The sequence below is a fragment of the Arthrobacter sp. BG3 genome (assembly GCF_056680185.1).
The window spans coordinates 3950874-3963979 of record NZ_CM155270.1; the positions used below are offsets into that span (position 1 = coordinate 3950874).

A 13106-nucleotide genomic window follows, 5' to 3' on the forward strand; every position below is an offset into this window, starting at 1 on the left:
GCGGGGCTGTCTAGGGGGTGACGGTGATGTTCAGGCGGCGTGCCAGGACAGCGATCGAGTCGTCCTGCTGCCGCTGGTAGAGATCGTTCGGGTTGTGGACCTCGGAGCCGACAATCTGGGACATCCGGTGGATGTCATAGCTGGTTCCGGTCTGTTCGTCGTCCTTTGAACCCTCATCCGTCAGGTTCGACTGGAAGATTCCGGCGGCCGAGCGGGGGAGGAAGTCCTCATAAACAATGGGTTCCGGGACGGCGATTCCCGCTTCTATGAGATCGGTCAGGGACGCCGTACCGGCAAGGGGTGCGCCGTCCAGGGCCTCTTCGTTGAGCCGGTAGGTGAAAAACGCCAGTCCCTGCACGGCCAGCTCCCTCTCGGTGCGGGGAAGGTGTTCCGCCCACACCCCCGTGGCAACCTCGACGCGCGTGGTTCCGGCCGGCGCCAAGGCCAGCCGGGCGTCGGATTCGGCGACCATCCGGTCGTAGAGGTCGCGGCCGGCCACCGTCAACGCAATGCCGCGGGCCTCGACTTCGCCGAAGCGCACCCGCAGTTCACCTTCGTTGGTGGACCCGTCGGCGTAGCGGAACACCCGGTGTTCACCGAGCGCCCGGAAGGAAGTTTGTCGCAGGAGCAGATCCGGGCCATCCCAGCGCGGCGGTCCCTGGATCTCATCGATCATGCTGATGCCGCGCGCCTGCATGCGCTGGTACAGCTCATCGATATCCAGCACCCGGGGCGTGAGGTGGTTGATGTGGGTCGTGGAAACCCCACCGATGTCGGAGGCGACGGCGGAGACCGCTTCCAGCCTCTTGTACCACTCGTAGTCCACGGGCTCCCCGGAGAGTTCAAAGGCCGCGGTGGCCAGCTCCAGCAGCTGTTCTGCGTCGTCCGTCGGGAGACCGCCGCTTGCGGCTGCCCTGTCCGCGAGGTCAAGCAGTTCCGTACCGAACAGCTGCCGGGCGTCGATGAATTCGGCCAGCTCGGCGCGCAGTTCGCGGTCAAAGAACCGGGGGTCCTCGGCCGCTAGCATGGAGGTGAAGACACGGAACGGATTCTTTTCCAGTTCAGCGCCATCGATCGGGCGGAAGGCGGTCGAGACCACGGGCACGGAGCTTGAGGACGCATCTCGAAGGTCATAGAACCCGACCGGGTACATGCCGAAGGCTGCAAAAATGCGTGCAACCTGGGCCATCTCTCTCGGGGAGCCCACGCGGATGGCGCCGTGGCGCTCCGCCGTCACCCGTGAAATGCTGCCCAGCCTCTCGGCCTCGGCGCCGTGCTTGGCTACGTACGCTTCGTTTACTTCGGTGGAAACCTCGACGAGCGTGTTGTACGCGGGAACTTCCCTGCCGTACATGGCGGAGAGCCGCTGCGCGAACTCGGCTCGAAGTTCCCAGGTTTCAAGGGCAGTCATGGCGTGGGTCCTTTCAGGAATGTTGTGGGGGAGCGTGATGGCGGCACGGAGCGCTGTGGCGTTCCGCGCTAGATGATGTGCACTTCTTGAATGAGCTGGTCGGCCGTGTGGAAACGGTCGGCGGAGAACGAGGTGTGGTCCATGAAGGATTCCCGGTCCAGGTAGAGGTCCCGGACGAGTTCGCCGACGGCCGGCCCCTGCAGGAAGCCGTGGCCGGAGAATCCCGTGGCGTAGTAGAAGCCCCCCACTGAACTGGAGGCGCCGATGAGGGCATTGTGGTCCGGCGTGTTCTCATACAGTCCTGCCCAGCCGCACTCAAGCTCCGGTGCCGCCAAAGCAGGGGCGCACACGCGGGCGGCTGCGTTGAACTCCGGCAGCCATTCGTGTGTGAAGTCACGGGCGAAGCCAGGCTCCTGGTTGGAGTTGGAGATGCCAAGGAGCATGCCGTTGCGGTAGTTGTGGAAGTACAGCGTGGTCGACAGGTCCAGCGTGAACGGCACGGTAGGCATCGGCGAGCTCATCTGACGGGTCATGCCGATCTGCCGCCGCACCGGGACAACCGGCAGATTGACGTTGACCATTTCGCCCACACGCTGGGACCAGGCGCCGGCACAGCAGATGACGGCATCGGTGGTGATGGTGCCTCGATTGGTGGTCACCGAGCTGATGTTCCCGCCCGAAGCGGCCACATCCATGACTTCCGTGTGCTCCAGAATGCACACGCCCAGAGCTGCCGCGGCGTCGGCGTAGGCCCGGACCACTTTCCCCGGTTCCGCGAATCCATCCTCCGGTGAGAACGAGGCGCCGATGAGGGCCTCCTGGCGCAGGAAGGGATTGATGTCGACTGCTTCGGCAGGAGAAATCATCCGGCTGTTGCTGCCGAGACTGTTTTGGATGACGGTGCTGCGCTCACAGTCCAGGATTTCGGATTCGCTGCGGCACAGGAAAAGGTAGCCGACTTTGCGCAGTCCGATGTCGGTGGAGAAGCGCCGGCCGAAGCCCTCGAAGGCCCGCAGGCTGCGCTGGCCGAGCACAATATTGGCCGGATCCGAGAACGTCGCCCGCACACCGCCGAGCGGCTTGGCGGACGATCCCGCACCGAGGTCGGACCGGTCGACCAGAACGATATTGCGGACGCCGGCTTCGGCCAGGTGGAACGCGATGCTGGTTCCCATGATGCCGCCGCCGATGATGACCACGGCCGCATGTGAAGGCTGTTGGGTCCCGGGGGGAAGCTGGAGCGACACCACATTTGACATTGATCGTCCTGTCTCAGTTGCGGAAGCCATACCCGCCCAGCGGCGAGTATCAACTATCGGTAACGGGTTATATATAACTATCTTGGAGTCGAATGTGATCTGCGTCAAGCAAAATTTTCCGCCGGATCCCCGCTGCAGCGAAGTGGCCATGAATGGGTCCGGGGCGCTTCGTGCGCTGGGCGTGCCACGCGTGACAGGGCGATGCCACGAGGCGTGCGGGAACGGCAGGGGTGCCCCGTTAGGGCAGCGCGCAGCTGAACGGCAGGGGTGCCCCGTTAGGGCAGCGCGCAGCTGAACGGCAGGGGTGCCCCGTTAGGGCAGCGCGTAGCTGAGGTGCTCGACCATGAGGGACTCGACGAGCTTCCGGTCGCCCGCAATCAGGGCGGCCAGGATGGGTCCGTGTTCGGCGGCGCTGGCGGCAAGCAGTCCGCGCTCAGCCAGGTGGTAGGAGCCGCTGATCCGGCTTTGGTCCCGAAGATTTTCAATGATCTTCGTCATGCGGGTGTTGCCCAGCAGCTCGACTATGGCCAGGTGGAACTGCTGGTCATGTTCGAGGTAGTCGACCATGGTGTCGGGCTTGGCTGTCGCGAGCGCTGCTTCTGCCAGTTCCGTGAGCCGCGCGGCGTCGGCGGGGGAGACGCCCTGTTCGGCGACGCGGCCCACTGCAGTCACCTCGATCAGCAGGCGGAGGTCATAGACCTCCTTTTGGTCCTTCGGGGTCATCTCCACGACCCGGAACCCTCGGTTGCGCACCACTTCGAGGAGGCCTTTTTCGCTCAGGGCCATCATGGCCTCGCGGACCGGGCTGTTGGAGACACCCAGCTGGGTGGCCAGGGCGTTGGCCGAGTAGATCTTGCCTGGCTGCATGGTGCCGGACATAAGGGCGTGCCGAACTATGGAGGTGGCCTCGTCTTTGAGGGTGACCCGGCCTTCGCCAAGCTCAGATATCCCTGCAACGGCTATTCGCTGTCCCTGCATTTCGCTCCTCAGACGGTGGCCCTCACGGCTAACACTAAGTCACAACCTGCGCGCCGCTGTGATGGGTTGTGATGATTTTCGACTTGTTTCCACGTTTTCAGCGGCGATTTCAATGCTTGACATCCACGGGGAATGGATGCAGATTGGTAATCGACAATCGATAGTGTGTCATATATCACTAGCTTGATCGTGGGCGATGGCATCGAATCGTTGGGCTCTGAACAAACTTCAGCTCTGATCAAAGGGGTCATTATGAACACTCGCAAAATCCTGGTGGGCGGCGTTTCGATTGCCGTGCTGGCACTTTCGCTGTCCGCATGTGGCGGGGCAGCCGAGAGCGCCGTCGCGAAAGGGTGCCAGCCCGAATCAACGTTCAAGACGATTTCCGCTGGCTTCCTGACCGTTGCCGCGCCCGAGTTTCCGCCGTTTTCCTCGAACAAGGACGGCAAGCTCACCGGTGTCGATGCTGACATCATCAAGGAATTCGCCGCCAAGAACTGCCTCGACATCAAGGTCGAGCCGACGTCCTACGCGGGGACCATCCCGGCCGTCCAGAGCGGGCGGGCCGACGTGGCCATCGGCTGCTACTACCGGACCGCCGTCCGGGCCGAGATCGTCAGCCTCTCCGATCCGATCTACACGGACGAGATGGGGATTGTTTCCGAGTCCGGGGTCAAGGACATCAAGGACCTCGAGAGCATGAAGGTGGGCACCGTCGACGGCTATCTGTGGGTGCCGGACATGAAGAAGGTCATGGGTGAAAAGCTGACCATCTACCCTAGCGCAGTGGAGATGCAGGCCGACCTTAAGGCCGGACGCATCCAGGCTGGAATCGACGGATTCGGCTCGGCCCTCCAGATGTACAAGGCCGATGCCAAGTACAAGGTTGCGGGAGCCAGTGCTGACTCCCGGGTTATTGCGTCCAAGGAGCCCGCCCAAATCGGATTCCCGATCGGGAAGGACAACACGGACATGACCAAGGCGGTGAATTCCTCCATCAAGGCCATGAAGACCAGCGGCAAGATCGCGGAGGTCGTGAAGTCGTACGGCCTGCCCCAGTCAGCCGTTGAAACCGGTGAACCGCGCCTCGTGAAGTAGGTGCGGACCCTGCCACCAACGTCCTGCACCGCGAGTTAAGGATCGATTCCATGGATTCACCGACCGGCCCTTCGGGGCACCCGCCAGCACCCCTGTTCATCGACGGCGGCACCGTAGCCGCGGCACTGACGGCGCGCGAGGCGGTGGCCGCCATGGAATCGGTCCTGGCATCCGGGTTCGATCCCGAAAGGAGCGCCGCGCGGACCCGGGTGGAAACGGCCGGGGGGACGTTCATGCAGATGCCGGCGAGTAACGGCCAGTACGTCGGAACCAAACTCCTGACCATCACGCCGGGCAATGCGACATCCGGATCGCCGGTCATCCAGGGACTCTATGTCCTGTTCGGTGGCCACGACCAGCGGCCGCTCGCTGTGCTTGACGGTGTGGCGTTGACCGCACTGCGGACGTCGTCTGTTTCTGCGATGGGCGCCATGCTCCTGGCTGCGCCCGGGCCCAAGCGTCTGGTCGTCTTTGGCACCGGGGTGCAGGCGTGGGCCCACATCGTGGCGTTTGCCGGGCTCTTTGAGTTGGAGGGCGTGGACATTGTCGGCCGCAACGTGGAGGCAGCGGAACGGCTGGTAAAAAAGGCCGAAGCAATCGGTCTTGCTGCCGCCGCGGCCGGTCCGGGAGCCGTGCGGGAGGCCGACCTCATCGTTTGTGCCACGGCTTCGCCGACGGCACTCTTTGACGGTGCCATGGTGAAGGATTCCGCGGTCGTGGTGGCCATTGGCGCGCATGACCGGGAGCACCGCGAGCTTGATGACAATCTCCTCGCCAGGGCCACGGTGTGCGTGGAGTCGAAGGAGTCTGCGGGGCGCGAGGCGGGCGACGTCATCCAGGCCATGGAATCGGGTGCCATTGCCGGGCCCGCACAACTCATCACCCTTGCGGACCTGGTTCTAAAACGCCGGGAGGTCGCCGCGGACCGGCCGGCGGTGTTCAAGACAACCGGCATGCCGTGGGAGGACCTTGCGGTCGCCACCGCCCTCTTCGAAGCCTGCACCTCCGGCGGCAGCGATCACCGGCCCGGCGGGCTGCAGATGCAGGCGGTGCCCCGGATGGGACCGGGGCGCAGCATTGACAGACCCGGCACGACTATTAGAAACGGACGAACTGATGATTGAGCCGAATATCCGGACCGGCACCCCTGTGGTCCGGGTGACGAATCTCGCCAAGGCCTACGGTTCGAACGTGGTGCTTCGTGACGTCTCCCTGTCAGTGCCGGAGGGATCCGTCACGGCCATGATCGGGCCCAGCGGCGCCGGAAAGAGTACCGTCCTGCGCTGCATGAACTTGCTGGAGCAGCCGGACAGCGGCGAAATCGAGATCGATGGACACCGCATCAATGCCGGCCGAAAGCCCAACCCCAAGAATCTTGCGGCCCTTCGCCGCAGCGCCGGCATGGTCTTCCAGCACTTTAATCTCTTCCCCCACATGACGGTCCTGCGGAACATCAGTTTGCCCCAGGAACGGGTGCTTGGGCGCAGCCGCGACGAGGCCAACGAAAAATCCATGGAACTGCTCAAGCGCATGGGGTTGGCCGAGAAGGCTGACCAATATCCGTCGAGGTGCTCCGGGGGCCAGCAACAGCGCATCGCCATTGCCCGCGCGCTGGCTCTTGGCCCCAGGGTCATGCTCTTTGACGAACCGACCTCGGCGCTGGACCCCGAAGTCGGGGTTGAAGTGCTCGAGGTCATGAAGGAGCTCGCGTCCACCGGCATGACGATGGTCGTAGTGACCCACGAGATGGCGTTCGCTGGCAACGTCGCCGATGAACTGGTGGTGATGGCGGACGGCGGCATCATCGAGAAGGGCGAGCCGGGGCAGATCCTGCAGGATCCGCAGCACGACCGCACCCGCCGGTTCCTTCGCGCCGTGCTGGAGCGCTGACCCGTGGAAATGCTCCGGGCCATCGCCATCGGCCTGCCGCTGACAGTCCTCGTGACAGTCCTGGCCCTGATGATCGGGACGGTGCTGGCGCTGCCCATCGTTGCCGGGCTGCGGAGCCGCCACAGAATCCTATGGCTCATGTCGCGCCTGCTCGTTGACCTGCTGCGGGGGGTCCCACCCGTGGTGTGGCTTTTCATCCTGTACTACGGCGTCTCCATCGGCGCCATCCGCCTCACGGCTCTGCAGGCTGGTGTCCTGGGCCTTGGCGTGGTAGCGGCAGCCTATCTCGCGGAGATCTTCCGCGGCGCCATCTCTTCCATTCCCAAGGGCCAGTGGGAGGCCAGCTCGGCGCTGGGTTTCCACCGGGCCACCGTCTGGAGCCGAATCATCGGTCCGCAGACAGCACGGGCCGTAGTCCCGGCCTACACGACGTTTGCCATCGGGCTGCTCAAGGATTCCTCCATCGCCTCGTCCATCGGCGTGGCTGAGATCGTTTTTATGTCCAGCCAGTATGCCCGGCAGTCCGGGGAAGGCATCATGGTGTTTTTTGTGGCTGCCGGTGTCTACATCATATTGAGCGTTCCCCTGGGACTGCTCTCCAGGCACCTTGATGTCAAGATGCGCAAGGCGGTGGCTCGATGAACAACCTGGTCGAAGTCGCGATCCAATATGGCCCCACACTCTTTGACGGACTCAAGGTCAGCCTCACCCTGACCCTCCTGAGCCTGGCCTTCGGCCTTCCGCTGGGGCTGGTGTTCGCCTTCGGCGTGACAGCCCACAACAGGTCTTTCCGTTATCTGTCGGTGTTCTTCGTCGAGGTAGGCCGTGGAGCGCCGGCCCTGGTGCTCCTGCAGCTCATGTACTACGGACTTCCGAACGCCGACATCACCCTCAGCTCCATGGCCTCGGCATGTTTGGCCCTGACCTGGACGACGGCGGCCTATAGTGCCGAGCTGATCCGTGGAGGCATCCAATCGGTTCCTCCGGGTGAAGTCGAGGGGTCCCACGCACTGGGCATGAGCTATCGGGACTGCCTGAGGTTCGTGGTCATCCCGCAGGGACTTCGCATCGCCCTTCCTTCGTTGATGGGCTTTGCAGTCCTCCTGTTTCAGGCGACGTCTCTGGCGTATTCAGTAGCCGTGCCGGAACTCATGAGCCAGGCGTACTCGATCGGCTCCTCCACGTTCCAGTATCTGCCGGTCTTCATCATTGCCGGCCTGCTCTACGCCGCCATTTCGATCCCCGCAACGTGGCTCTCCGTCTATGCGGAACGCATGCTGAGCCGACACCTGTAGCCGATGCCAGAAAGCAACCAGATGAAGAAACCGCAATCAGCCATAGTCGTCGGCGCCGGCGTCGTCGGTCTGTCGACAGCCTGGCACCTGCAGCAGCAGGGACTGTCGGTCACGGTCGTCGACAAAGTCGGGCCCGCCGCGGGGGCGAGCTGGGGCAATGCCGGCTGGGTGACGCCGGGCCTGGTCATGCCCCTGGCGGAGCCGGGCGCCTGGAAATACGCCCTGCAAAGCCTGACCGATCCGAACGCCCCGCTGCACGTGCCGCTGCGCTTTGACCCGCACTTGTGGAAGTTCCTCATGCGGTTCGCCGGCAACATGAACGCCCGGAAATGGCAGCAAACCATGTCAGCGCTCCGGCCCATCACGAGGACCGTGGACGCGTCCTTCGCCGAGCTGAAAGCGCAGGGCATTTCCTCGCCGGTCATCGCGGCCCCCTACGTTGCAGGCTTCAGCAGCGCCACGGCCGCGGCAGCGTTCCGGGCCGAGCTCGAACACCTCCACGCCATGGGCCAGAGCATAGGCGTCAGCACACTGGCCGACGGGAACCGGCCCGCAGCGCTCGCCGACGCCGTGGTGCACGGCCTGGAGATATCCGGACAGAGCTATCTTGATCCAGGGGACTTTGTCTGGGACCTTGCGGGGGCCTTCAAGGCGTGCGGCGGCGAGATCAGGGATGGTACAAACGTGATCTCCGTTGATGCAGGGCCTTCCTCGGCGACCGTGACGGCCGACGACGGAAGCCTCCTCACGGCCGACGTCGTCATCCTTGCCACCGGCGCGTGGCTGCCCAAACTGGCCGCAAAGTGGGGCCTAAAAATTGGGGTCCAGGCGGGTCGGGGCTACTCGTTCACTGTCGACGGCGACTGCCTCCCGAACGGGCCGCTGTACTTTCCGGAACAACGGGTCGTCTGCACGCCCTACCGGGGGGCCCTCCGAATCGCGGGAACCATGGAGTTCCTTGGTCCCGACGAGCCGGCCGATTCTTCCAGGCTTGAGTCAGTCGCCAAGGCTGTCCGTCCGCTGCTGCGGGGCATCGATTGGTCCTCTCTTCGCGACGCGTGGGTCGGCTCGCGTCCAATCACGCCCGACGGGCTGCCTATCGTTGGCCGTCTGGCCTCGGACAGAATCTTTGCGGCAGGTGGGCACGGCATGTGGGGGATGGTTTTGGGACCGGCCACGGGCAAGCTGCTCGCCGCACAGATCGTGAGCGGTGAAGCACCGCACGAGATTTGGGCGTTCAACCCCCTGCGTAGATAAGACAGTCATCAGGCATTCCGCCTGCCTGCAACAAGAACGAAGGGCACACTCATGCGAATTCTCGTCATCGGCGCCACCGGAACTGTGGGCCAAAACGTGGTGCGGGCACTGTCCGCGCACCACGAAAAGGTTGGCCCAGGGCAGCTGGAAATCATCAGCGCGTCACGCTCATCAACTGAACATCCCGTTGATTGCCGGGACGATGCCAGCGTCGCGGCACTCTTTGACCGGGTAGGGACGGTGGACGCGGTGGTCAGCACCATTGGCGGAGCCAAGTGGGCGTCGGCAACGGATGCGAGCCTGGAAACCTACGCAGCGACAGTGAACGGCAAGCTGCTGTGCCAGGTCCGCATAACCCTGGCTGCCCGTGGCCATGTCCGGGAGGGCGGGTCCATCACGTTAACAAGCGGGATCGTGGGAAATTTTTCCTTCCCCGGCGGCTCGCCCAGCGCCATCGCCAACCTCGGGCTTGACGCTTTCGTCAAGACTGCCGCCGCGGAGCTGCCACACCTCCGACTGAATACTGTCAGCGCCACAGTGCTGGAAGAATCCGCCGATGCGTATGCGGCGGTGTTCCCCGGCTTCGCTGCCGTTCCCGGCGCCGTGGCGGCCGCGGCCTTTGTGCGCAGTGTCTACGGTTCCGAAACGGGTCAGACGATCAAGGCCTGGTCGTAGCCCAGGAAGCGCATCCGTGTCAGGATCAGGTATGCCACCACGCCTCATGCTGCTCGACACCGCGTCGCTGTACTTTCGCGCCTTTTACGGCGTGCCTGACACGATCCGACGCGCCGACGGCACGCCGGTGAATGCTGTTCGCGGGCTGCTCGACATGATCGCGCGGCTCACCGCCGACTACGACGCGACACATCTGGTTGCCTGCTGGGACGACGACTGGCGGCCGCAGTGGCGCGTTGACCTGATCCCGGGCTACAAGTTGCACCGGGTCGCCGAGGAGGTCGCGGGTGCCCCTGACGTGGAGGTCGTGCCGGACGCGCTTGAGGCACAGATTCCGATGATCCGCCGGGTGCTTGGTCTCGCCGGCATCGCCATTGTGGGGGCGGCCGGACATGAGGCCGACGACGTCGTCGGCACTTACGCGAGCCACGCTGAGCTTCCCGTGGATGTGGTGACCGGCGACCGCGACCTCTTCCAGGTCATCGACGACGCCCGCGAGGTGCGGGTGATCTACACCGCGCGCGGCATGAAGAACCTCGAAGTCCTGACCGACGCGGTGATCGTCGGAAAATACCGTGTGCTGCCCGGGCAGTACGCCGACTATGCGACCCTCCGCGGCGACACCTCTGACGGCCTGCCGGGCGTCGCCGGCATCGGCGAGAAGACCGCCGCGTCACTGCTCGGGGAGTACGGCACGCTCGACGGGCTGCTCGCGGCGGCCACGGATCCGGGAAGCGTGCTGTCGGCCTCCGTCCGGTCAAAGCTCGCCGCGGCCGCCGACTACCTGGCGGTCGCACCCGCCGTCGTGAATGTCGTGCGCGACCTTGAGCTGCCGACGCTGGAGCAGGCCGGCGCGCAGCTGCACCCCGTCGTCGGCGATGCCCGCGCCGAACTCGAGCGTCTGGCCACCGATTGGAACCTCGGAGGCTCGGTCAGACGGCTCCTCGACGCGCTGGACCTGCGGCACTGAGGGGGGCGCTCCGGTCAGTCCCCACGATCGCCGGACCTGTCGGGCTTCTTGGTCATGGACTCGGGCGGCGGCGGGAAGGCCTCGGCGGGATAGAGCCCGGCGACCTCGAGCATGTAGTTCGCCCACTGCGGGCCGGCGAGCATGTAGCCGTCGATGCTCTTGTAGAACTTGCCGTTGACGGTGATGTTCTGGCCGGGGCGTTTTTGGCCGTCCAGGGCGTCGCCGAAGAAGGACGCGGTGGCCAGGCCGCTGGTGTAGCCGACCACCCAGGTGGCGCCGTTGGTGTTGGAGGTTCCGGTTTTGGCCGCCACCGGAAACTGGCTTTGGACCTTGGGCTTGATGTAGACACCGGACCCTTTCTTCAGCACGTCCTGAAGCACGGAGGTCACACCGCGGGCAACGCTGGGCTTGATGGCCTCACGGCAGGACTTGCTTTCGGACGGAAGCTGCTGTCCCGCCGGGTCGGTCACGCCCACAATGGCGACGGGCTCGCAGTACTTGCCGTCATTGGCGAACGTGGCAAAAGCGTTGGCCAAAACGAGCGGTGCCACACCAATGGCGCCCAGCAGGTTGCCCAGTTGATGCATGTTCACCGGAGCGTTGTCCAGGCCGCTGTGGATTCCTGTTTTGTCCACCATTTTCTGGATGCCGCAGAAATCCAGTTGCGCGGCCTCCGCGAAGGTAGCGGTGTTGATGGAGTTGTAGAGCCCGTAGTCGACGCGCATGCGGCGGTAGTACCCGGTGTCGTTGTTCTGCAGATCATCGGCCGCTCCGAGGGCCCGCTGCTTCGTGTCGTAGGCACCGAGGACTTTGCCGCAGCTGGATTTCCAGCGGAAACCAAGCGGATACGACCGGCGGGAGGCGTCCACCTGGTCGGTCAGGGACTTGCCCTCCTGGAGCCACTCCGCCAGGGTGAACGGTTTCATGGTTGACCCGGGTTGGAACCCGCCGGCGCCGTTGAGGTCATTGCCCTTGGCGTCCTTGGAATCGACGTTAAAATTCAGCTGGGTGTCGAACTTCCCGGGTTCGGGGAGGAACACGGTGTTTTGCGCCATCGCCAGGATCTTCCCCGTGCCTGGCCCGATGGAGACCAGCGACGCGCCCCACCTGTCCGGGTTGGCCCCGGCCGTGGCGTCGACCTGCGCCTGCGCGGCCGCCTGCAGCCGGCTGTCCAGCGTGGTGGTGATGGTCAGCCCGCCGCGGTACAGCTTCTTCACGCGCGCGGCAAGGTCGACGCCGTACGCCGGGTTGTTAAGGATCAGGTGCGAAACGTAGTCGCAGAAGTAGGGTGCCATGTCGGCGGCCGCGCACCCCTGCCTCCCCGGCGTCATGTTCAGGTCCACCCCGGTGGCGGCCGCGGCGTCGTGGTCCGCCTGGGAGATCCGGCCGAGGCTGAGCATGGCATCGAGGACATGGTTGCGCCGCTGGATGGCGTTCTCGGGATAGACGGCGGGGTTGTAGAAACTGGGGCTTTTCACCAGGCCGGCGAGCAGTGCAGCCTGCGGCAGGGTCAGGCCCTTGGCTGTGGTGCTGAAGAAATAGCGCGAGGCGGCTTCAATGCCGTAGGCATCCCGGCTGAAGAAGACGATGTTGAGGTATCCCTCCAGGATCTGGTCCTTGGTGTACTTCTTTTCCAGTTCGATCGCGAGCCGCATCTCGCGCACCTTGTCGGCGATGCTCTTCTGCCCGTTGAGGACGATCTGATCGCCCTTGTCCGCGGACACCAGGGACTCGTTGAGAACGTTGGTGATGTACTGCTGGGTGAGGGTTGAGGCGCCCTGCCGGCTTCCACCGGTCAGGTTGGACGCCAGGGCCCGAAGAATCCCCTGCGGGTCGACGCCGGCGTGCTCGTAGAAGCGGCGGTCCTCGACGGCGACAATCGCGTCCTTGATGAAGGGGGACATCTGGTCCAGCCCGACCTTCACCCGGTTCTCCGAATAGAAAGTGGCGATCGTCTTCCCGTCCGCGGTCAGGACCTTCGTGGATTGCGACGGCGAATCAACCTTCAGCTCCGAGGGGAGGTTGTTGAAGTACGTGGCCGATGCCTTAAGGGCAACGCCGGCCCCTGCCAGGGCGGGGACCACGAGGCTGGCTGCGAGGACGCCGCAGACCGCACTCACGGTGAAGTAGCCGACGACCCTCCGGAAGGCCGCCAAAAGCTTCGAACCGGGGCGTGACATGTCCCGACCCTAGGGGCGTTCCCCGGAGGGCACCTCATCCGAAGCGGATGGTCCGGCCGCCATCACCGGCAATGTGCGGCGGGGAAGTCTTGA

12 protein-coding genes are annotated in these 13106 nt (G+C 64.4%); 8 read left to right on the plus strand and 4 right to left on the minus strand.

Going from position 1 to position 13106, the window contains the following annotated elements; all coding sequences use genetic code 11:
• Nucleotides 1–10: 10 nt before the first annotated feature.
• The 3 genes from hglS to AC1MFL_RS17830 all read right to left on the minus strand — a co-directional run bounded on the left by hglS (nt 11) and on the right by AC1MFL_RS17830 (nt 3648).
• Nucleotides 11–1411, minus strand: a complete 1401-nt coding sequence (hglS, locus tag AC1MFL_RS17820) for a 2-oxoadipate dioxygenase/decarboxylase (protein WP_479811588.1) — start codon at nt 1409–1411, stop codon at nt 11–13.
• Between the two features lie 68 nt (nt 1412–1479).
• Nucleotides 1480–2670: an NAD(P)/FAD-dependent oxidoreductase gene (locus tag AC1MFL_RS17825; protein WP_479811590.1), complete on the minus strand. Its 1191-nt coding sequence runs from the start codon at nt 2668–2670 to the stop codon at nt 1480–1482.
• A gap of 312 nt (nt 2671–2982) precedes the next feature.
• On the minus strand, nt 2983–3648 hold the full coding sequence (locus AC1MFL_RS17830; protein WP_479811592.1) for a GntR family transcriptional regulator: 666 nt from the start codon (nt 3646–3648) through the stop codon (nt 2983–2985).
• 252 nt (nt 3649–3900) lie between these two features.
• On the opposite strand from AC1MFL_RS17830, the gene AC1MFL_RS17835 reads away from it, so the two are divergent.
• The 8 genes from AC1MFL_RS17835 to AC1MFL_RS17870 are packed head-to-tail and all read left to right on the plus strand — an operon-like array spanning nt 3901 to nt 10833.
• The gene (locus tag AC1MFL_RS17835) at nt 3901–4746 is read left to right on the plus strand and encodes a substrate-binding periplasmic protein (RefSeq protein WP_479811594.1); all 846 of its coding nucleotides are present in this window, start codon (nt 3901–3903) and stop codon (nt 4744–4746) included.
• A gap of 50 nt (nt 4747–4796) precedes the next feature.
• Nucleotides 4797–5870 (plus strand): ornithine cyclodeaminase family protein, encoded by a 1074-nt coding sequence (locus AC1MFL_RS17840; protein WP_479811596.1) that lies wholly within the window; start codon nt 4797–4799, stop codon nt 5868–5870.
• On the plus strand, nt 5863–6636 hold the full coding sequence (locus AC1MFL_RS17845) for an amino acid ABC transporter ATP-binding protein (RefSeq protein WP_479811598.1): 774 nt from the start codon (nt 5863–5865) through the stop codon (nt 6634–6636). The genes AC1MFL_RS17840 and AC1MFL_RS17845 overlap by 8 nt, the downstream gene beginning before the upstream one ends.
• Nucleotides 6637–6645: 9 nt before the next feature.
• The gene (locus AC1MFL_RS17850; RefSeq protein WP_479815552.1) at nt 6646–7278 is read left to right on the plus strand and encodes an amino acid ABC transporter permease; all 633 of its coding nucleotides are present in this window, start codon (nt 6646–6648) and stop codon (nt 7276–7278) included.
• Nucleotides 7275–7931 carry an amino acid ABC transporter permease gene (locus tag AC1MFL_RS17855; protein WP_479811600.1) on the plus strand — a complete coding sequence of 219 codons (657 nt, stop codon included), beginning with the start codon at nt 7275–7277 and terminating at the stop codon, nt 7929–7931. Before AC1MFL_RS17850 ends, AC1MFL_RS17855 begins: the two co-directional genes overlap by 4 nt.
• Before the next feature lie 21 nt (nt 7932–7952).
• On the plus strand, nt 7953–9188 hold the full coding sequence (locus AC1MFL_RS17860; RefSeq protein WP_479811602.1) for an NAD(P)/FAD-dependent oxidoreductase: 1236 nt from the start codon (nt 7953–7955) through the stop codon (nt 9186–9188).
• 51 nt (nt 9189–9239) lie between these two features.
• The gene (locus AC1MFL_RS17865) at nt 9240–9863 is read left to right on the plus strand and encodes a short chain dehydrogenase (RefSeq protein WP_479811604.1); all 624 of its coding nucleotides are present in this window, start codon (nt 9240–9242) and stop codon (nt 9861–9863) included.
• Between the two features lie 31 nt (nt 9864–9894).
• The gene (locus tag AC1MFL_RS17870) at nt 9895–10833 is read left to right on the plus strand and encodes a 5'-3' exonuclease (protein ID WP_479815554.1); all 939 of its coding nucleotides are present in this window, start codon (nt 9895–9897) and stop codon (nt 10831–10833) included.
• A gap of 14 nt (nt 10834–10847) precedes the next feature.
• Here AC1MFL_RS17870 and AC1MFL_RS17875 read toward each other — a convergent pair whose 3' ends face one another.
• A complete protein-coding gene (locus AC1MFL_RS17875; protein WP_479811606.1) occupies nt 10848–13013 on the minus strand; it encodes a transglycosylase domain-containing protein in 2166 nt (721 codons plus the stop codon).
• Between the last annotated feature and the right edge of the window lie 93 nt (nt 13014–13106).

Bases quoted from the DNA above. Each gene is read 5' to 3' on its own strand.
- hglS (WP_479811588.1), bottom strand. From the start codon at position 1,411: ATGACTGCCCTTGAAACCTGGGAACTTCGAGCCGAGTTCGCGCAGCGG.
- AC1MFL_RS17825 (WP_479811590.1), bottom strand. From the start codon at position 2,670: ATGTCAAATGTGGTGTCGCTCCAGCTTCCCCCCGGGACCCAACAGCCT.
- AC1MFL_RS17830 (WP_479811592.1), bottom strand. From the start codon at position 3,648: ATGCAGGGACAGCGAATAGCCGTTGCAGGGATATCTGAGCTTGGCGAA.
- AC1MFL_RS17835 (WP_479811594.1), top strand. From the start codon at position 3,901: ATGAACACTCGCAAAATCCTGGTGGGCGGCGTTTCGATTGCCGTGCTG.
- AC1MFL_RS17840 (WP_479811596.1), top strand. From the start codon at position 4,797: ATGGATTCACCGACCGGCCCTTCGGGGCACCCGCCAGCACCCCTGTTC.
- AC1MFL_RS17845 (WP_479811598.1), top strand. From the start codon at position 5,863: ATGATTGAGCCGAATATCCGGACCGGCACCCCTGTGGTCCGGGTGACG.
- AC1MFL_RS17850 (WP_479815552.1), top strand. From the start codon at position 6,646: ATGCTCCGGGCCATCGCCATCGGCCTGCCGCTGACAGTCCTCGTGACA.
- AC1MFL_RS17855 (WP_479811600.1), top strand. From the start codon at position 7,275: ATGAACAACCTGGTCGAAGTCGCGATCCAATATGGCCCCACACTCTTT.
- AC1MFL_RS17860 (WP_479811602.1), top strand. From the start codon at position 7,953: ATGAAGAAACCGCAATCAGCCATAGTCGTCGGCGCCGGCGTCGTCGGT.
- AC1MFL_RS17865 (WP_479811604.1), top strand. From the start codon at position 9,240: ATGCGAATTCTCGTCATCGGCGCCACCGGAACTGTGGGCCAAAACGTG.
- AC1MFL_RS17870 (WP_479815554.1), top strand. From the start codon at position 9,895: ATGCCACCACGCCTCATGCTGCTCGACACCGCGTCGCTGTACTTTCGC.
- AC1MFL_RS17875 (WP_479811606.1), bottom strand. From the start codon at position 13,013: ATGTCACGCCCCGGTTCGAAGCTTTTGGCGGCCTTCCGGAGGGTCGTC.